At 74.1% G+C, this 19234-nt stretch carries 15 protein-coding genes; 4 read left to right on the forward strand and 11 right to left on the reverse strand.

Features of this window, described 5'->3' with window-relative positions:
- Nucleotides 1-8: 8 nt before the first annotated feature.
- Entirely contained in the window at nucleotides 9-1295 is a 1287-nt protein-coding gene (locus O7622_RS16835) for a lysine N(6)-hydroxylase/L-ornithine N(5)-oxygenase family protein (protein WP_282309117.1), read from the reverse strand.
- Between the two features lie 28 nt (nucleotides 1296-1323).
- Complete coding sequence (locus O7622_RS16840) at nucleotides 1324-2871, reverse strand: aspartate aminotransferase family protein (RefSeq protein WP_282309118.1); 1548 nt, start codon at nucleotides 2869-2871, stop codon at nucleotides 1324-1326.
- Nucleotides 2872-3096: 225 nt separating this feature from the next.
- Between O7622_RS16840 and O7622_RS16845 the strand changes: the two genes are divergently transcribed.
- The gene (locus O7622_RS16845) at nucleotides 3097-5151 is read left to right on the forward strand and encodes a penicillin acylase family protein (RefSeq protein WP_282309119.1); all 2055 of its coding nucleotides are present in this window, start codon (nucleotides 3097-3099) and stop codon (nucleotides 5149-5151) included.
- Between the two features lie 12 nt (nucleotides 5152-5163).
- On the opposite strand, the gene O7622_RS16850 is transcribed toward O7622_RS16845, so the two are convergent.
- The 3 genes from O7622_RS16850 to O7622_RS16860 form a co-directional block, all read right to left on the reverse strand.
- Nucleotides 5164-7386 carry a hypothetical protein gene (locus O7622_RS16850; protein WP_282309120.1) on the reverse strand — a complete coding sequence of 741 codons (2223 nt, stop codon included), beginning with the start codon at nucleotides 7384-7386 and terminating at the stop codon, nucleotides 5164-5166.
- A gap of 188 nt (nucleotides 7387-7574) precedes the next feature.
- Complete coding sequence (locus O7622_RS16855) at nucleotides 7575-8540, reverse strand: N-acetylmuramoyl-L-alanine amidase (protein WP_282309121.1); 966 nt, start codon at nucleotides 8538-8540, stop codon at nucleotides 7575-7577.
- Nucleotides 8540-8692 (reverse strand): hypothetical protein, encoded by a 153-nt coding sequence (locus O7622_RS16860; RefSeq protein WP_013285768.1) that lies wholly within the window; start codon nucleotides 8690-8692, stop codon nucleotides 8540-8542. The genes O7622_RS16855 and O7622_RS16860 overlap by 1 nt, the downstream gene beginning before the upstream one ends.
- 210 nt (nucleotides 8693-8902) lie before the next feature.
- Here O7622_RS16860 and O7622_RS16865 point away from each other — a divergent pair, with 210 nt between their 5' ends.
- On the forward strand, nucleotides 8903-10138 hold the full coding sequence (locus O7622_RS16865; protein ID WP_282309122.1) for a glycoside hydrolase domain-containing protein: 1236 nt from the start codon (nucleotides 8903-8905) through the stop codon (nucleotides 10136-10138).
- Nucleotides 10139-10209: 71 nt separating this feature from the next.
- Complete coding sequence (locus O7622_RS16870; protein WP_282309123.1) at nucleotides 10210-11016, forward strand: isochorismatase family cysteine hydrolase; 807 nt, start codon at nucleotides 10210-10212, stop codon at nucleotides 11014-11016.
- Nucleotides 11017-11056: 40 nt separating this feature from the next.
- Here the strand turns inward: O7622_RS16870 and O7622_RS16875 are convergent, their stop codons facing one another.
- Nucleotides 11057-11947: an SGNH/GDSL hydrolase family protein gene (locus tag O7622_RS16875; RefSeq protein ID WP_282309124.1), complete on the reverse strand. Its 891-nt coding sequence runs from the start codon at nucleotides 11945-11947 to the stop codon at nucleotides 11057-11059.
- A gap of 400 nt (nucleotides 11948-12347) precedes the next feature.
- On the opposite strand from O7622_RS16875, the gene O7622_RS16880 reads away from it, so the two are divergent.
- Complete coding sequence (locus O7622_RS16880; protein WP_282309125.1) at nucleotides 12348-13382, forward strand: hypothetical protein; 1035 nt, start codon at nucleotides 12348-12350, stop codon at nucleotides 13380-13382.
- A gap of 55 nt (nucleotides 13383-13437) precedes the next feature.
- On the opposite strand, the gene O7622_RS16885 is transcribed toward O7622_RS16880, so the two are convergent.
- The 5 genes from O7622_RS16885 to O7622_RS16905 all read right to left on the reverse strand — a co-directional run bounded on the left by O7622_RS16885 (nucleotide 13438) and on the right by O7622_RS16905 (nucleotide 19226).
- A complete protein-coding gene (locus O7622_RS16885; RefSeq protein WP_282309126.1) occupies nucleotides 13438-15291 on the reverse strand; it encodes a BTAD domain-containing putative transcriptional regulator in 1854 nt (617 codons plus the stop codon).
- A gap of 105 nt (nucleotides 15292-15396) precedes the next feature.
- Nucleotides 15397-16353: a Gfo/Idh/MocA family oxidoreductase gene (locus tag O7622_RS16890; RefSeq protein ID WP_282309127.1), complete on the reverse strand. Its 957-nt coding sequence runs from the start codon at nucleotides 16351-16353 to the stop codon at nucleotides 15397-15399.
- A complete protein-coding gene (locus O7622_RS16895) occupies nucleotides 16337-17206 on the reverse strand; it encodes an inositol monophosphatase family protein (protein WP_282309128.1) in 870 nt (289 codons plus the stop codon). The genes O7622_RS16890 and O7622_RS16895 overlap by 17 nt, the downstream gene beginning before the upstream one ends.
- Nucleotides 17203-17736: a flavin reductase family protein gene (locus O7622_RS16900; protein ID WP_282309129.1), complete on the reverse strand. Its 534-nt coding sequence runs from the start codon at nucleotides 17734-17736 to the stop codon at nucleotides 17203-17205. The genes O7622_RS16895 and O7622_RS16900 overlap by 4 nt, the downstream gene beginning before the upstream one ends.
- Nucleotides 17736-19226: an amino acid adenylation domain-containing protein gene (locus O7622_RS16905; protein WP_282309130.1), complete on the reverse strand. Its 1491-nt coding sequence runs from the start codon at nucleotides 19224-19226 to the stop codon at nucleotides 17736-17738. The genes O7622_RS16900 and O7622_RS16905 overlap by 1 nt, the downstream gene beginning before the upstream one ends.
- Between the last annotated feature and the right edge of the window lie 8 nt (nucleotides 19227-19234).

A 19234-nucleotide genomic window follows, 5' to 3' on the forward strand; every position in this document is an offset into this window, starting at 1 on the left:
GCGCTCGCTCATGCCGGCACTCCGGCCGGCGCGCCGAACTCCTGGAACGCGATGGTCTTCTCCACCGGGTAGTGCTCCCGGCCGGTCATCTCCCGGATCAGCCACGAGTTGCGGTACGGGCCCATGCCCAGGTCGGGCGAGGTGATGCTGTGCGTGTGGGTGCCGCCGTTCTGGAGGAACACGCCCCGGCCGGTGTGGTCGATGCTGTAGTTGCGGGCCACGTCGAAGCGGCCGTGTGCGTCGAAGCGGAGCCGGTCGCGTACCGGCGCGAGGAACTCCGGCGCCCGGTAGTGGTAGCCGGTGGCCAGCACCAGTCCCGCGGTGTCGAGCGTGAACGCGCGGTCCTGCTCGGTGTGGCGCAGCCCGAGCCGGTAGCGACCGTCGGCGTACGCCGCCCCGACCAGCTCGGTGTTGGTCAGCAGGCGCGTCGGCGCCGGTCCGTGCAGGCTCTTGGCGTACAGCAGGTCGTAGATGTCGTTGATCAGGTCGGCGTTGATGCCCTTGAACAGCGGCTTCTGCGCGGCCTCCAGCGCGTAGCGGGTCGGCTCGGGCAGCGCGTGGAAGTAGTCCGCGTAGTCCGGCGAGGTCATCTCCAGCGTGAGCTTGGTGTACTCCAGCGGGAAGAACCGGGGCGAGCGGGTCACCCAGGTGAGCTGGTAGCCGTACGTGTCGATGCCGCCGAGCAGGTCGTGGTAGATCTCGGCGGCGCTCTGACCGCTGCCGACGATCGTGATGCTGTCCTTGGCCCGCAGCGCCTCCCGCCGCTCCAGGTAGCGCGAGTTGTGGATCATGTCACCGTCCAGCCCGGCGCAGGCGGGCGGCAGGTACGGCGGCGTGCCGGTGCCGAGCACGAGGTGCCGGGCTCGGTGGGTGACCGGCCCGTCCGGCGTGTCCGCGTGCACCACGTACCGGTCGTCGCTCTCGTCGTACTCGACAGCGGTGACGCTGTGCCGGAAACGCAGGTTCGGCAGCCTCCCGGCGGCCCAGCGGCAGTAGTCGTTGTACTCGGCGCGCAGCGGGAAGAAGCTCTCCCGGATGTAGAACGGGTAGAGCCGGCCGGTCTCCTTGAGGTAGCTCAGGAACGAGTACGGCGAGGTCGGGTCCGCGAGCGTGACCAGGTCGGCGATGAACGGCGTCTGGAGCCGGGTGGATTCGAGCAGCATGCCGGGATGCCAGTCGAAGCTGTCGCGGGCCTCCAGGAACAGGCCGTCGAGGTCGTCGATCGGGGCGATGAGGCAGGCCAGGCCGAGGTTGTAGGGGCCCAGCCCGACGGCGATGAAGTCGTGGGTCGACATGGGGGTTCTCGTTCTCCTCGACGGGGGGTCAGACCGGGCAGGACAGCTCGGCGGCGGCCGCGGTCCGGGCGTACCAGGCGGCGTGGTCGGCGATGAGGTCCAGCACGTGGGCGATGTCGTCCACTGTGGTCTCGGGGTTGAGCAGGGTGAGCTTCAGGTGGTGGGCGCCGTCGACCTTGGTCCCGGCGACCAGGGCCGCGCCGGACGCGGCGAGCGCGTCGCGGGCGTGCAGGTTGGCCTCGTCGACGAGGTCGGGGGCGAGACCGGACGGCCGGTACCGGAAGACCACTGTGCTCAGCTGCGACGGCGCGGCCACCTCGAAGCGCGGGTCGGCGTCCAGCCGCCGCCACGCCTCGTCCGCGAGGTCGACGACCTGGTCGAACAGCGTGCCGATCGCGTCCGGTCCCATGATCCGCAGGGTCAGCCAGAGCTTGCACGCGTCGAACCGGCGGGTGGTCTGGATGCTCTTGTCGACCTGGTTCGGGATCCCCTGCTCGATCGCGCGGGCCGGGTTGAGGTAGTCGGCGTGCCAGGTGGCGTGGCGCAGCACCCGGCCGTCGCGGACCAGCAGCGCGCTGGAGCTGACCGGCTGGAAGAACGACTTGTGGTAGTCCACCGTCACCGACGCGGCCCGTTCGATGCCGTCGAGCAGGTGCCGGCGGGTGGGGGAGACCAGCAGCCCGCAGCCGTACGCGGCGTCGACGTGCAGCCAGACGCCCGCGGCGGCGCAGATGCCGGCGATCTCCGGCAGCGGGTCGACGGTGCCGAAGTCGGTGGTGCCGGCGGTGGCGACGACGGCCATCACCACCTGACCGTCGCGGTGGCAGCTGTCGATCGCGCGGGCCAGCTCGTCGGTGCGCATCCGGCGGGTGGCGTCGGTGGGCACTGTGAGCACCGCGTCGGCGGCCAGGCCGAGCAGCTTGGCGGCCTTCTGCACGCTGAAGTGCCCGGCCGTGGAGGTGACGATGCGCAGCCTGGACAGCACCTGCGGCCGGCCGGTCGCGCCGCCGCCCACCGCAGTGCGGTACGCCTCCTCGCGCGCCAGCAGCATCGCCTGGAGGTTCGACTGGGTGCCGCCGCTGGTGAAGACCCCGTCGGCGGTGGCGCCGAGCCCGATGCGTCCGGCGGTCCACTCGATCAGGCGCCGCTCCATCAGCGTCGCGCCGGCACCCTGGTCCCAGGTGTCCAGCGAGGAGTTGACGGCGCTGAGCACCGCCTCGCCGAGCAGCGCCGGGATGACCACAGGGCAGTTCAGGTGGGCCAGGTAGCGCGGGTGGTGGAAGTAGACCGCGTCACGCAGCCACACGTCGTGCAGCTCGTCCAGGGCGGCGTCGGTGTCGCCGAGCGGCCGGTCCAGGTCGATGGCGCCGATGAGCGGCGCCAGCTCGTCGGGCGTGACGCCGGTGAACGGCCGGTCCGCCTCGGCCACCCGGCGGGCGACCCGGTCGACACCGCGCGCCAGCACGTCCCGGTACCGGCCGAGCGAGCCGGCGTTGAACAGGTGGCCGCGTGCCGTGGCGGCGGCGCTTCCGGTGTCGGCGGGCGCGGCGCCGGTCGGGCTCCCGATCGAACTCATGCGACTTCCCAGCGGTCGTACGGACAGGACGGCGCGGCGATCAGCCGCAGCCAGGTTAGGTTAGGCTGCCCTAACTGGAGAGCGCGACTCGGGTGCTTTGCCCCGCATGCACCGCCGGTCGGCACCCGCCCGCGTCGCGGTGAGGTCGCCCTGGGTTAGGGAAGGTTAACCTAAGTTGACTGTCGAACTGAACCGTCGTCCAGCGTGCCGAGGCGGTACGAGACGATGACGCGCATCGATCGCGACAGGTGGGGCGTGCCGCAGTTGTGGGCCGGCGACGTCGACGCGCTCGCACGTCTGCAGGGGCGCGTCGCCGCGCTGGACCGGGCCTGGCAGATCAGCGTCGAACGATGGCGTGCCGAGGGTCGCCTGGCCGCCCACGTCGGCCCGGCCGAGCTGGCGTGGGACCGGTTCGCCCGCCGCGTACGGCTGGACGACACCGCCCGGCGCTGCTACGAGCGGCTGGACCCGGACAGCCGGCGGTGGGTCGAGGCGTACGTGGACGGGGTCAACTCCGGGCTCGCCGAGGGCGCCACCGGCGCGCCGGAGTTCGGCGCCACAGGCGCCGTGCCCGAACCTTGGCACCCCTGGTCGCCGCTCGGCGTGTTCCTCGTCCAGCACGTGCTGTTCTCCACGTTCCCGAACAAGCTCTGGCACGCGCACGTGGGCCGCACGCTCGGCCCCGACGCGGCCGGGCTGTTCGCGGTCGAGGGACCGGCGTCGGCGGGCAGCAACGCCTGGGCGCTGCCCGCCGACCCGGCCACCGGGCGCGGCCCGGTGATCGCCGGTGACCCGCACCGGCTGCTCGAACTACCCGGCGTCTACCAGCAGGTCCGGCTGGCCTGCCCGGAGTTCGACGTGGTCGGTCTCGCCTTCCCCGGCGTACCGGGCGTGCCGCACTTCGGCCACACCGGCCACGTGGCCTGGGCCGTCACCAACGCGATGGCCGACTACCAGGACCTCTACCGCGAACGGCTGCGCCGCGACGGTGACCGCGTGCTGGTGCGCGACGCCGACGGCTGGACGCCCGCCGCGCGCCACGTCGAGGAAATCGAGGTTCGCGGCGGCGCCCCGGAGACGGTCGAGGTGATCGAGACACCCCGCGGGCCGGTGATCGACCACGACCGGGTCACCGGCGAGGCGATCGCGCTGCGCACCCCGAGCCGGGTCGAGGCCCGCCTCGGCTTCGAGGCGTTGCTGCCGCTGCTGCGCGCCCGGCGTACGGGCGACGTCGCCGACGCGCTCCGCCAGTGGGTCGAGCCGGTCAACAGCGTGCTCGCCGCCGACACCGCGGGCGGTGTGCGTCGCCTGGTCGCCGGCCTGGTCCCGGTACGCGACGAGCGGTGCCGCCGGGAACCCGTGCCGGCCTGGGAGCCGCCCTACCGGTGGCGGGGCGACTACCTGCCGCTGGTCGACGAGCCGGTCGACGGCGTGGCGGTGTGCGCCAACGACCGGCGTGACGACGTGGCCGCACACGGTGCCGACTTCGCCCCGCCGCACCGGGCCCGCCGGATCCGGGCGCTGCTCGCCGACGGCGCCGAACCGTCCGCGGTGCACACCGACGACCGGCTCGCGGCCGGACCGCTGTACCGGCTGCTCGACCGGCTCGACCCGGACCGGCTCGACGAACCCGCCCGCGCGCTGCTGCTGCGGCTGCGCGGATGGGACCGGGCGATGGCGGCCGGCTCGGCCGGGGCCGGCGCGTACGCGGCGTGGCGGGCGGCGCTGGCCCGGCGGTTGCGCGTACACCCGAGGTTGCGTGCCCTCGGCGAGCCGTGCGGGTTCGACGAGCTGTTCGCCCCCTGGACCGACCCGGCCGCCCGGATCGGCCTGGCGCTGGACCACCTGGTCGCCGCCCTCGGCGCGGACCTCGCGGAACCGGCCGCCGAGGCGCTGGCCGAGGTGGCCGCCGGTCCGGCACCCGGTGAGTGGGGCAGCCGGCACCTGCTGCACCCGGTGCACCTGGGCGTCGCCCCGGCGATCACCGACGCGGTGACGGCGATGCGGCGGCGGGTGGCGCTCGCCGGTGACACCGACTGCGTGCTGGCCACCTCCAGCGTGCCGGGGATCTCCGACGCCTGCTGGCGCGGCCCGGTGGCCCGCTACGTGTGGGACCTGACCGACCGGGCGGCCAGCCGCTGGATCGTGCCGTTCGGCGCGTCCGGGCGCCCGGACGATCCGCACTTCGCCGACCAACTGACCCACTGGGCCGCCGGGACGCTGATCCCGGTGCCCGACGGCCCGCTGAGAACGGTTCGAGGCGGAGCACCCGCCGGGTGACACCCGTCCGCGTCAGGGTCTGGCGCGCAGCCGCCCGGCCAGGTCCCGTACCGTCTCGGCGTACGCCGGGTCGTCCTCGGACGGGAGGTGACCCCGGATCGGCGGCGGGACGCTGTCCCAGGCCGGCGCCACCAGGCTCTCCGGATCCCGGAGACGGCGGTCCACTGTCGTCTCCGGGCCGGTGACGGGGGCCGGCTCGTCCGCGCGGTGCGGGGAGAAGATCCATCCGCCCAGCGCGTCGGTGTCCCGCCACAGGTTGCGCCACCGCCACCCCACCCGGCCGCCGATCCCGCGCAGCATCTCGTCGCCCACGTAGGCGGGGAACAACCGGGCGTAGAGCCGGCGCAGCGGCGAGCTGTAGGTGAGCAGGGCGACCCGCGCGCTGACCTCGGCCGGCAGTTGCAGGACTGTCGCGGCGACGAGCACCGATCCGTGGCTGTAGCCGGAGAGCAGCACCCCGCTGCCGCTGCGCACCAGGTACGTGATGCGCCGGGCCAGCTCCGGCACGGCCCGCTCGGCGTAGCAGGGCGGCGCGAACGGGTGCGCGGCCCGGGGCCAGAACGTGGCGAGGTCGAAGAGCACGCCGACGTGTTGCCGGAACCCGGGGCTGCGGTAGGCGAAGACCCCGGCGACGACCAGGGCCAGCACCGCCGCCGAGATCGCCACCCCGCCCACCTCGATGCCGAACATGACCAGCTCGGCCGGGACGTGCGTGCGGCGTTCCAGCGCCTCGCCCGGCTCGGGACGGACCAGCGCCATCGCGGTGGTCGCCGCGCCCGCCCCGGCCATGACGGCGAACAGCACCGCCAACGGCAACAGCAGGTCGGTGAACCGGGCCCGGACGATCATCGTCCGGACCTGCCGCAGCCGGGGCGTCGCCTCGGCCGGCGGCGCCGGGAAGTCCCGCCCGACGATCGCCTGGGCGGCCCGCATGCGACCGCGCCGGGACACCAGCGCCACCACGGCGGCGGCCGCCAGCGTGACCAGCAACGCCCGGAAGAAACCGTAGATCGCCCAGGTGTACGCGCGTGCCGGACCCGGTATGTCGTCCGCCGGGGACATGCCCCGGTCCAGCAGGTCGGCGGTGCGCTGGACCAGCTCGGCGGAGTACGCGACCGCGAGCCCGCCCGCCGCCGCCGCGACCGCGAGCGCGCCGAGCCCGTTCGGCGGCCGGTGGCCGCGTACCCGCAGGCGGTGCCAGAGCAGCACGGCCCCCAGGGCGCCCAGCAGGACCGCGTGCGTCACCAGCAGCCACGTCAGGATCGAGCCGTAGCCGGGCAGGCCTCCGCCGGTACGCCAGCGGGCCGGGGCGAACAGCAGGTACCCGGCCACCACGACGGTGAGCCCGACCGCTGTGGCGCGCAGCGCCCGGGCGACCCGGTCTCGTCGCTGGTCGGTGGGCGCCCGGTCGACGAGCGGCGGAACGCAGACCAGTACCACGCAGGCGAGCAGCAGCGCGCCGGTGACCGCCAGCAGCGCCGCCACGGTGGGCGGGACACCCTGCGCGGCCCGGGCGGCGAGGAGACAGCCGTCGAGGGTGGCGAAGGCCGCCGCGATGTGGATCGAGCGCAGCCGGCCCATCAGCGGCTCGGTGTCCCACTGGCCGATCGTGCTCAGCGGCGGCCCGGCGGACGCCCGCTCCGGCGCCCGGAACGCGGTGAACGAGCGACCCGGCCGCCGGGCACCCCACCAGACCAGGCTCACCGCGGCGGCCGGGACCAGCGCCAGCACCACGAGCCGCAGTCCCACCGGCCGCCCGCCCATCCAGGACAGCCACTCGCGGTCGGCGACGCAGGCCGGGACGGACAGGCACTGCCAGGCCACCAGGTCCAGCGCCACCCCGGCGCCGGCGAGCACGTACAGCACGGTCAGGCTCAACCCGAGCACCCGGCACAGCGCCCGCACCACCGCGCCGCCGACCGCCTCCCCCGGCCGCATCCACACGGCCACGTTGAGCAGCATGAAGGGCATCAGGAACAGCAGCGAGAGGGTACGCAGCGGGGTGCCGGAGGGCAGGTCGTTCCACTGGTACGCCTCCAGCGTCACCCCGCCCGCCCCGTGCTCGTCGGCGTGTCCGGGGCGGGGACGGTAGAAGCCGGCGCTGCGGTCGCCCGCGACCTGCCGGACCAGCGGCCGGCCCAGCACCTCGGCGGCGTCGGCCGCGGAGACGCCGTGCACCCGCAGCTCCACCACCTCGCCCGACGGCGCCTGCGCCCGACCTGGTCCAGCCGTCATCGACCCTCCGCGACGTCCCGGCCGCCCACGCCGCCTGCACGGCCCGCCTTCGGGTGGCGCAGCGTCCTACCCGGCCGGGCCGGGGGCAAACGCCCGCGGGCGGCCCGTTCGAAGCCGTGCCGTCCGGGTGACCGCCGGTGGGCGCGGCCGGGTGGGTGTGCCGCCCGGCCGCGTCCGTACGTCAGGGGTCAGACCTCGGTCAGCCGGACCGCGTCGGCGATGACCAGGCCGGCGGCGGAGCTCCACCGGCTGACCGCGACGCGGTTGGCGTCCCCGGCCGGCAGCGTGAACGTGCCGAGCGAGCGCCACTGCCCGCCGGTCGCCCGCTGGTCGACCACTACCGTCCGGTTGCCGGTGGTCGTGGCGACGATGTACGGCGTGGCCGCGTTGTAGCCCGCGTTCGCCGGCCACCACGCCTCGACCCGGTAGTTGCCGGTGCGGGGGACGTTGAACCTGTACCAGGCCGGGTCGCTCGCGGCGACCGGGTCCGCGTAGCGGTAGTCGGCGCCGTAGCGCTGCCCGGAGTACGTCGACGTGCCCCAGTTGGCGCTGGCGGTGAACCGGCCCGCCGTGGCGTTGTCCACGATCGACGTCCAGCCGGTGCCACCGCCGGCCATCTTGGCGGCCACGTCGGCGCGCATCGTGTTCAGGTCGATGAAGGACGGGTCGATCTTGCCGGTGGTGCTGGTCTCCCGGTGCCCGCGGGCGTAGCTGGAGTCCCGGCCGAGCCGCTTGAGCACGGCGGCGGTGGCCGCGATGCTGGCGTTGTACTGGGCGGTGGTCATCCGCTGGTCGACGCCGTTGTAGTCGATCTCCCACCCGATCATCAGGGTGTTCCCGTCCCCGGCCGGGATCGGGCCGCTGCCACCGCTGGCGCCGGCGTGGTTGCACCGGCCGGCGGAGATCACGTGGAACACGCCGTGGTAGTCCACGAGCGCCTGGCAGAGCGGGCCGGGCAGGTCGGAACGGCCGTTGATGCAGATGTTCAGCGCCGGGTGCGGGTTGGTGGCGCTGGACGTGGCAGCGGTGTGGTGCCAGAGCACCCCGATCGGGTCGAACGAGCCGGGGCGCATCCGGTTGAGCCAGTCGCCCTCGACCACGACCTGTACGCCGGCGGCGCGCAGCACGTCCACAAGCCAGGGAACGGTGGCCATCACTGCTCCCCGAGCAGGTCGGCGAGGCACTCGGCCTTCGGCGCCGCGTGCGCCGTGCCGGGACGGACGGCCACCGCGAGGGCGGCGGCCACCAGGGCGGGTACGCCGAGCAGACCTCGGCGTCGCAGACGGGGGGATCGTGACGTGGGCATGGCGCTCCTCGGGTGACGGCGCTTCACCGATCGACGGATGTGAGTGCGGGCACGCTATACCGGCACCTGCCGTCTTGTCGATACCCTTCAATGATCGTTTCCGCCGTGAAAACTTTCGCCACCGCCATCTGTCGTCATCCGTCGATGCGTGGTAGAAATCCTGCCCAAGTCTCGCCGTCGAGCGAGGAATCCTGCACAGGAGGGGCGCCGATGAGAGCGATCGCCACGGCCCTGACACTTCTCGCCGTGCTCGCGGCCACGGCTCCGGCCACGCCGGCCACCGCGGCCGAGACGCCTGCCGCCGTCGCCGCGGTCGGCCCGCAGCCCGGCACCTTCACCGGCAAGGGCTTCGACACCTGCACCGCGCCGTCGCAGGCCGCGATGGACGCCTGGCTGGCCGCTTCGCCGTACCGCGCGGTCGGCGTCTACATCAGCGGCGGCAGCCGGACGTGCGCCCAACCCAACCTGACCGCGACCTGGGTCGCCGACCAGACCCGCAAGGGTTGGCGGCTGATCCCCATCGAGCTGGGCTACCAGGCGCCGTGCGGCACCCGTACGCCGAAGATGTCCGCCGACCCGGCCACCGCCCGCGGGCAGGGGAGGACCGCGGCGGACAGCGCGGTCGCCGCCGCGGCGGCGCTCGGCATCGGCACGGGCAGCACGCTCTACAACGACATCGAGCAGTACCCGTCGAACGCGAGCTGCCGGGGCGCGGTGCTCTCCTTCCTCTCCGGCTGGGTCGAGCGGCTGCACACGCGCGGCTACCTCGCCGGCATGTACTCCAGCGGCTCGTCCGGCATCACCGACGTCTGCGCCGCCTACCACGACACCCGGTACCTGCGCCTGGACCAGATCTGGATCGCCTGGTGGAACGGCGTCGCGGACACCGACGGGGGCCCGTACTGCGCCGACGACCGCTACGCCGACCGGCAGCGCCTGCACCAGTACGCCGGGGACGTCACCGAGACGTGGGGCGGCGTGACCATGAAGATCGACCGCAACTACCTGGACGTACGGGCCGGCGCGCCGCCCGCGTCGTGGAGCGTGACAGTCGACAACGCCACGGCGGGCGGGTTCACCGCGAGCGCCAACTGGGGCACCTCCGCGTACTCCGGGCAGCGCCACGGCGCCGACTACCGCTTCGCCGCGCCGGTGGCGTCCAGCGACGTGGCCTGGTTCCGGGCGAGCCTGCCCGCGACCGGCTCCTACGAGGTGTCGGTGTGGTACCCGGCCGACCCCGGCTACAACGACCGCACCCCGTACCTGGTGGCCACCACGACCGGCAACCGGTCGGTGGCGGTCGACCAGCGCACCGGCGGCGGGCGCTGGGTGTCGCTCGGCGTGTTCACGCTCGCCGGCGGGACCGGGGACAAGGTCGGGGTGAGCCGCTGGAGCGCCGGCGCCGGCTACGTGGTCGCCGACGCGGTCCGCATCACGCGGGTGTAGCACGCACCCGTACGGATGCACTGTCCGCTCTCGCCGCCCGGCCGGTCCGCCGGGCGGCTAGAACGGACGGTATGGCAGGGCGACGGGCGATCTACGGGGACACCGGCGACGGCGGCGTGCAGCTCGCCGCCAGCACCGACAGGTGGCACCTCTACCCGGATCACGTCCTGCTCGCCCCGAACGACGCGCCGGAGGACCTGGTCCGGTTCGACGCTGAGCTGATGCCGTTCGTCGACAACCCGCGGCGCGGCGCGCTGGCAGTGGTCGACATGCAGAACGACTTCTGCGCCGAGGGCGGCTGGACCCACCGTTCGGGGCTGGACCACCAGGCGTGCCGGGAGGCGATCCCGGGGGTGGTACGCGCGGTCGAGGCCGCCCGCCACCACGACATGTTCGTCATCTGGGTGTACTGGTACAACCGGCCCGATCTGCGCAACCTCGGCGCACCCACACTGCACTCGTTCAAGCACACGCCCGACCAGGCCGGCATCGGCCAGCCGCTGGACCACGGGCGTGTGCTCACCGCGGGGGAGTGGGGCGCCGAGATGGTTGACGAGCTGAAACCGCTGATCCGGGACGACGACATCATGATCGAGAAGGTGCGGATGAGCGGCTTCTACGGCACCCACCTCGACCAGGTGCTGCGCACCCAGGGCATCCACACGCTCTTCGTCTGCGGCGTCAACACCGACCAGTGCGTCAGCACCACCATCGAGAGCGCCTACTTCCGCGACTACAACCCGGTCCTGGTCGCCGACGCCACCGCCACGTCCAGCCCGGCGTACTGCAAGGACGCGGTCGTCTTCAACACCGAGCAGTGCTGGGGGTTCGTCACCACCACCGACCGGTTCGCCGGCCCGTCGCCCTACCGGCGGTGAGCCGGTCCCGCCCGGGCGGGACCGGCTCACCGCGGGCGGCTCAGCTCAGGTGCGCCAGCAGGGCGGTGGCCATGCCCTGCTCTCCCCGGGCGTTGGGATGGAACGGCGCGGCGGAGTTCTGCGGCACCAGCCCCTCCACCCAGCGGGTGCCGCTGCTCTTGCACGCGTCCCGGTCGATCGACGGGGTGTAGACGTCGGCGTAGCTCGCGCCGCCCGCCGCCGCCGTGTCGGCCAGCATCGTGTTGAGCGCCTTCTGGACGCCGCGCAGGTACGGCACGTCCTGGTAGGCGATCGGCACCACCGGCCAGCAGCCGTATCCGCTGTCGGGCAGGATCGCCGGGTACCCGAGCACCACCACGCGCGCGTTCGGCGCGGCCTGGCGGACCGCCCGCAGCACGGCTGTCACCTTCGGCGCGGTGGCGGCGATCCGGGCCCGCAACTGGTCGGTGCCGCCCGCGGTGAACCGGTTCTTGCACGGCGAGCCGAGCGGGCTGCTCACGCTCGCCTCGGCGCAGTCGCTGATGATGCCGGAGAAGCCGATGTCGTTGCCGCCGATCTGGACGGTCACCAGCGCGGTGGTCGACGTGACGGCGTCGACCTGCGGCGGCAGCGCGATGCCCAGCGCGCCGTCGCCGCCGTACAGGATGTCCTCGGTGGTCGCTCCGGAGCAGCTCACGTCGGCGAACGACGAGGAGCCGGCGGACGCCGCCACCAGGGACGGGTAGTTGCGGTTGGAGCGCAGGCAGTTCAGGTCGACCTGGGTGGGCACGAGCGGTGCGGAGGTGTAGGAGTCGCCGAGCGCGACGTAGCGCCCGGCGGGCGCGGCGGCGACGGCGGGTGCGGCGACGGCGAGCAGCACGCCGGCGGCGGCCGCGACGAGCGCGGTCATCCGGCCGGCGGTCCGCAGGAGCGGCAGGCGGGGACGGTTCATGGGGCCCTCCCGGAGGGGTCCTGGTGGTGGTGCTGGGATTCTGTCCGCGCCTGCGACGTGCGTCAATATCTATGAACCTCATTGAAGGGCGGTCCGGGATGTGGACCCGCCGCCGTCCGGCCGAGCGGCCGAAAGTATGGCGTACATCACACTTTCCGGCGTCGCCGGTGTCGGGTGCAGGTCGATCGCCGAGCGGTCGATCCGTTGCGTCCCAACGGTCCCCGGCCCGTCACGCCTGATAGGCGGCCGGATGCCGGATCCGGGCGCGTACGCACCGGAGTGACCCGGGCACGGCTGGTGAAGAACGTATCGAATGTCGGCGATCGTGAATTTGCAGGCGTCATTACGCTGCGGGGTGGTTGATCGCCGGAACCACGGACGACAGGTGGAAGAACCTCAGATGAGTGACAATCACCCTCCCTACGGAGGCTATCCGGACCCGAACGCCGGAGCGTGGGGCAACCAGCCCGACCCGAACGCCCCGTACGGCGCGCAGCCGGCCTCCGGCGCGCCCTACGGTTCGCAGCCGGCGTCGGGTGCGCCCTACGGGGCCCAACCCGCGTCGGGTGCCCCCTACGGTGCCCAGCCCGGGTCGGGTGCGCCGTATGGTGCCCAGCCCGGATCGGGTGCGCCGTACGGCGCGCAGCCCGCGGCGCCGTTCCCCGGGCAGCCGGGCTACCCCGGGCCCGCGCCGTACGCGCCCACCCCGCCCCCGAGCGGCGGCAAGAGCAAGGGGCTCATCGTCGGCCTCGCCGCCGGCGCGGTCACGCTGACGCTGCTGTGCTGCGGCGGCGGGCTCGCCTACGTCGCCTTCAACGGCGACGACGACGACCCGAAGCCGGTGGCCTCGGGCAGCGCCACCCCCGGGCCGGACAACAGCCCCTCCGCGACCCCCAGCACGGACGGGCCGGAGACGCCCGGGCCGGACGGACCCTCCAACAACGACTCGCTGACCGCGCGGTACGCCAGCGAGATGTCGGCGGTCTGCGACGGGGGATCGATCCTCAACGCCGCGCCGTACACCGCGCCGGCGGGCTCGAAGGCGTACGTCTTCTCCAACTCCCCGGACCGGCCGTCGTTCTGGTCGCAGAAGACGATCAGCTCGGCCAAGCCCTACTACGCGAAGTCGGCTGACTTCGCCACGGTGTCCGTCATCGGCTGCCTCAAGATGGTCGAGGGCAGCGAGGGCACGCCGAAGAAGTGCCAGTACAAGAACAGCGAGGGCAAGGTCGTCACCGTCGACTACATCTCCTCGCGCTACACCCTGACCTTCCACGCCGCCAAGACCGCCGAGAAGGTCGGCGACGGCGGCACGGTGACCGCGCCCGCCGCCCGGTGCCCGAGCTTCATCTCCTACAACAAGGTGACGATGAAGTCGTACGCGTCGCCGGACAGCGGCACCATCGAGGCCGCGCTGGACCGCTTCCTCAGGTAGCGCAGACCGGATCGCGGTGTGCGGGCCGACCGGCCCGCACACCGCGGACGGCGGCTCAGGCCGCCGGCAGCGGCCGGCCGTGCGCGTCCACGCACTCGCGGGCGAACAGCCGCAGCAACTCCGGCAGGTGGAAACGCTCGCCCGGACCGCCGGAGTCGACCGGCACCAGCAGGTTGTGCTGGATCAGGTGCTCCACCATCCGGTTGGCCTGCTGCCGGGGCAGGCGCAGGATCTCCACCGCGCTGGCCGGGGTGATGAACGAGTCGGCGCGGGCCAGCGCGTGCAGCGCCCGGCGGGCGTCCACGTCCAGCGCCTGGTAGCTGACCGACAGGCTGCCGCGCACCGAGATGTCCCCGACCGCCAGCTCCGACAGCCGGTTCTCCTCGTCCTCCAGGTGCGCGGCGAAGCCGGGCAGGGCCACGTCGGGCTGGGTGACGAGCCGGCTGCCGACGATCCGCAGGGCCAGCGGCAGCCGGTCGCAGGCCGCGGCGATCCGGCCGAACACCTCCGGCTGCTCACGCACCCGGCGCTCGCCCGCGATCGTGGCCAGCAGCTCCACCGCGTCGGCCCGGTCGAGCGCGCCGAGCGTCAGCCGCCAGCCCACGTCCAGGTCCAGCAGGCGTTGCCGGCTGTTGACCAGGACCAGGCTGCGGCCCGCCCCGGGCAACAGCGGGCGCACCTGCTGCGCGCAGTCGACGTCGTCGATGATGAGCAGCAGCCGCCGGCCGGCGAGCGCGCACCGCAGCACGGCGGAGCGCTCCCGGATGTCCTCGGACACGTCGGTCAGCGGTACGCCCAGCTCGACCAGCAGCTCCCGGATCAGCTCCCCGCTGCCGCGCGGCGGTTCGTCACCGCTGTCGAAGCTGACGAAGAGCTGACCGTCGGGAAAGAGGTCGGCCAGCTCGTACCCGCTGCTCACCGAGAACGACGACTTGCCGATGCCCGGCGGGCCGGAGACGAGCACGACACCGGCGTGCTCGTCGGCACCGGCCGGGTCGGCGATCCCCTCGGCGATGGCGCGCAACTGGCCGGCCGTGGTGTCCCGGCCGACCAGGGACGGCGGCTTCATCGGCAGGGCCTGCGGGCTCGTCGGCGGGCCGGGCGGCGACACGGGTCCGGCACCGAGGGCTGCGGGCCGGCCGGACGGTGGGCGGACCTCGGCGGAGTCCGCGTCCAGCGCGGTCTGGAGGGCGCCCTGGAGCGTGGGACCGGGATCGACGCCCAGCTCGTCGATGATGCCGCGCCGGGCCTGCTGGTACGCGGCCAGCGCCTCGGCCACGCGCCCCTCCCGCGTCAGCGCGGTCACCAGCTGCGCCTGCCGGCGTTCGTCGAGCGGCTCCTCGGCCACCATCCGGCGCAGCGACGGGATGACCCGCGCCGGCTGCCCCAGCCGCAGGCGCAGGTCGATCAGCTCCGTCGTCATCTCCCGGTGCTGCTCCCGCAGTGCCGTGACCGTCGCGCCCAGGTCGGTGCCCAGATCCGTCAGGTCCTCCAGCGGGTGCCCGCCCCACAGGTCGACCGCCTGGTCGAACAGGTCGGCGGCGGCCCGAGGCCGGTCGCTCCGGGCGGCCCGGCGGGCCTCGTCGGCGAGCCGACGGAACCGCAGCAGGTCCAGCTCGTCCTCGTCGACCCGCAGGTGGTAGCCGGTGCCGTCGTGGACCAGCCGGCCGGCCGAGTCGCCGCCGCGGTCCAGCGTCTGCCGCAGCCGGTGCACGTACGTGCGCAGGTTGCGTACCGCCGACGCGGGCGGCGACTCCGGCCAGAGGCCGTCGACCAGCCGGGAGGTGGCGACCGTACGCCCGGGACTCAGCAGCAGCACGGCGAGCAGGAGGCGGGGCTTGGTGCCGGTCAGCATGACGGGGCGGTCGTCCGCGTACAGGCTCAACGGACCGAGAACACTGAACCGCATGGATGTCGTCCCCCGCTCCGGCGCACCGTCCACAGTGTGGTGTGTGTAAGGCTGGATTTCCCACCTTCGGCCGGGGAATGCATCGCTCCCAGATGGTGCAAGTAATCACTGATCGGTGTGTACTTCGTGACCCGGAGTCAGTTGCGCCGTCGCCCGCCGCGCCGCGTCGAGCACCGCCACCGCGTCCGTCACCCCGGCGCCCGCCGAACGGCCCTCCCGGACCAGCACGGCGAAGTCCTCCGCCTGGCGGGCCAGGGCCGCGTACATGGTGGCGTCCCCGCCGGCCGGGTCGAGGAAGGCCAGTCGCTCGTGGTCCCGGGTGCCGAAGACCTCCACCGTCGCCATGTCGCCGCCCCGGTGGTGCCGGCCGAGCGAGACCAGCGCGGTGCCGCCACCGGACAGGCCGAGCAACGCCTGGGCACTGTCCACGTCCCGGCCGCGTACCGCCGGGTCGGTGACCGGACCGGCCGGCTGCACCGCCACCCGGTCGATCTCCTGCCCGGTCAGCCACCGGATCTGGTCGAACTCGTGCACCCCCATGTCCACGAAGATTCCGCCGCTGCCGGTGCGGAACGCCGCCGCTGGCGGCTCGCCGTCCCACTGCGCCGCGGCCACGAACAGCACCTCGCCGAGTTCGCCGGCGGCGATCCGCTCCCGTAGCCGGCAGAGCTGCGGGACGAACCGGCGCCAGTAGGCGACCTGGAACGGGATCCCGGCAGCGGCGGCGACCCGCCCCGCCTCGGCCGCCCCGGCCGGGTCGAGCCCGGCCGGCTTCTCGCACAGCACCGGCAGCCCGGCCTTGGCGGCGACCGCGACCAGCGCGCCGTGCCGCCCGGTGGGCGCGGTCACCAGGAGACCGTCCGGCGCGGCGTCCGCGAGCAGGTCCTCCACGCTCGGGTACGCGGGCAGCCCGGTAGCGGTGACCGCCTCCCGTGCCGCCGGAACCGGGTCGACCACGTGCCGGATCCGGACGCTCCGGTGGTCGGCCAGGGCCCGCAGGTGGTGGTGGCCCATCCGGCCCGCTCCCACCAGCGCCAGCCGGAACTCATCGCTGCCCGTCATCGTCGGTTCCCCTCTCCTCGTCGGTGTCGGTGCCGTCGGTGCCGTCGCGGCCGTCCGTACCGTCGTCGCCCAGCCAGCCGGCCAGCGCGGCCACCACGGCCGGCGCGCCGGTGCCGAAGACCTCGAACCCGTCGTGGCGCCACCGCCGGCTCACCCCGCCGGCGGCCTCGACCAGCGCGGCACCGGCCGCGATGTCCCACGGCGCGGGGTCGAAGCTGACGAACGCGTCCAGTTCCCCGCGGGCCACCGCCGCCAGGTCGCAGACGGTGGAGCCGGTGTTGCGCAGGTCGGCGACGCGGGGCGCGACGCCGACGAGCGCCTGGTACGCCCGCCGCCGCGGCCCGGGTGCGTTCGGCACCGCGAACGCCACCAGGGCGTGCCCCGGCCGGGCCGCCCGGTTGACAGCGACCGGGGCGTCGCCGTCGAGCGCGCCGCCGTCGTCCAGCACCAGGCAGGCGCCGGTGGCCGGTTGCAGGACGGTGGCCGCGACCACCTGGCCGTCGCCCACGTCGCAGCCGGTCGCCACAGCGATGCTCACCGCGTACCGGCTCGCACCGTGGCTGAAGTTCAGCGTGCCGTCGAGCGGGTCGACGATCCAGCGCAGGCCGGAGCAGCCGGCGCTGGCACCGGACTCCTCGGCCAGGACGGCGTCCTGCGGCCGGTCCCGGGCGAGCAGGCCGAGGATGGCCCGCTCGCTGGCGTGGTCGGCGGTGGTCACCGGGTCCTGGGCCGCGCCGCCCTTGTGTTCGGTCCGGAAGCCCCGGCCCCGCGCCTCGCGGATCGCGTCCGCCCCGGCCCGCGCCGCGCGCAGGCTCAGGTGGCGCAGGTCGCCGGGAGCGGCACCGATGCTCATCGCGCCACCTGCGCTTCCCGCGGCGCGGCGACACGTGCGTAGTCGCCGTCCACGAACAGCAGTGGCCGGGTCGGCCGGAGCAGGCCCGCCGAGCGGACCGCGCCCATCAGTACCGCGTGGTCCCCGGCCGGGTTCGCGGAGACCGCCTCGCAGCCGAAGTACGCCACCCCGTCGGTCAGCCGCGGGCAGCCGGTCGCCCGCTCGTCGTCGTAGGCCACACCCGCGAAGCCGTCGGCGCCCGCCGGGCGGCCCCGGCTGGCGAACCAGGCCGCCTCCTCGCGCTGGTCGTCGCCGAGCACTGTCACCGCGAACCGGCCGGTACGGCGCACCGCGCCGAGCAGCCGGCAGTCCCGCCGCAGGCAGACCAGCAGCATCCGGGGCGACAGCGACACGGTGGTGAAGGAGTTGACGGTCATCCCCACCGGGCCGTCGGGCCCGACGGCGGTCGCCACCGCCACTCCGGTGGCGAAGCGCCCGGCCACCGACCGGAACGCCCGTTCCTGCTCCTGTCCGTTCCCTGTGCCGGTCATCACAGTGCTCCTCTCGTCGCGCTGCCGACCAGGTCGGCGGCCCGCCGCCGGTCGGTCTTGCCGTTGGCGTTCGTGGGCAGCGCGGCCACGTGGTGGATCCGCGCCGGCACCATGTAGGCGGGCAGGCGCTCCGCGCACCTGCGGGTCAGCTCGTCGGCGATCCCGGAGGCGCCGGTGTGGACCGCCCGCAGGGAGACGTCGTCGCCCGCGCCGAACGCCAGCACCACCGCGTCCTGCACCCCCGGGTGGCCGCGCAGGACCATCTCGATCTCGCCCAGCTCGATCCGGTAGCCACGCAGCTTCACCTGGTCGTCCAGGCGCCCGTGGTGCACGAACGTGCCGTGCTCGCGCCGGACCCGGTCACCGGTGCGGTAGTACCGGCGGCCCGCGTACATGACGAACCGGCCCTCGTCGTCGGCCGGGTCGAGGTAGCCGTCGAACCGCTGCGGCCCGTGCACGCACAGCTCACCGTCGTCACCACCGGCGGTGCCGTCCTCGGCGCGCAGGATCGCGTCCAGCCCGGGATGCGCGTCGCCGATCGGCACGGTGCCGTTGGAGGTCGCCGGCCAGGCCGCCGGATCCGCCGGCAGCCGGTGACCGGTGCACGTCACGGTCAGCTCGGTGGGACCGTAGAGGTTCTCCACCACGCTGCCCGGCGCCGCTGCGGCCCACGCCCGTGCCTGCTCCAGCGTCAGCGGCTCACCGGCGAAGAGGCTGTGCCGCAGGCCGGGCATGGCGCCGGGGGAGAGCATCCGCATCCGGCGGGCCAGCGAGACCACCGAGGGCACCGAGAACCAGTGCGTGATCCGCCGCTCGTTGACGAACCGCACCGGCGTCAGCACCTCGTCCGGCTGCGGCACCACGAGCGTGGCGCCGCCGCCCCAGGCGACGAACATGTCGAACACGGACGGGTCGAAGGTCAGGTCGAAGGTCTGCGACAGCCGGTCACCCGGGCCGACCGGGTACCGGTCCCGGCAGTACGCGAGGAACGCGTCCACGTTGCGGTGCCGGACCGGCACGCCCTTGGGCCGCCCGGTCGAGCCGGAGGTGAACAGCAGGTACGCCACGTCGTCCGGCGCCACCGGGGCGGGCGGCGGCGGGACGGCGGGCGCGCCGTCGAGGCGTACCGTCACCGCGTCGCCCGCGACCTGAGCCGCCGTCGCGGCGCCGGCGTCGTCGACCACGAGCGCGTCCACACCCGCGTCCCGGCACAGCCGGGCGGTGCGGGCCGGCGGGAAGGCCGGGTTGAGCGGCACCACTACCGCTCCGGCGCGCAGCGCGGCCAGATAACCGGCGTACGCGGGCAGGCTGCGGGCGGCCAGCAGGCCGACCGCGTGCGGGCGGTGGCCCACCTCGGCGTGGATCCGCCCGGCGAGGCCGTCGGCGAGGTCGCGCAGCCGGCGGTAGGTCACCGGCTCCCCGCCGACCTCCAGCGCGACCGCTTCGGGCACGCGTGCGACGGTCCGCTCGAACCAGGAGTAGAGACTCACGGCGTTGC

The organism is Micromonospora sp. WMMD1076 (genome assembly GCF_029581475.1).
Taxonomy (GTDB): domain Bacteria; phylum Actinomycetota; class Actinomycetes; order Mycobacteriales; family Micromonosporaceae; genus Micromonospora; species Micromonospora aurantiaca.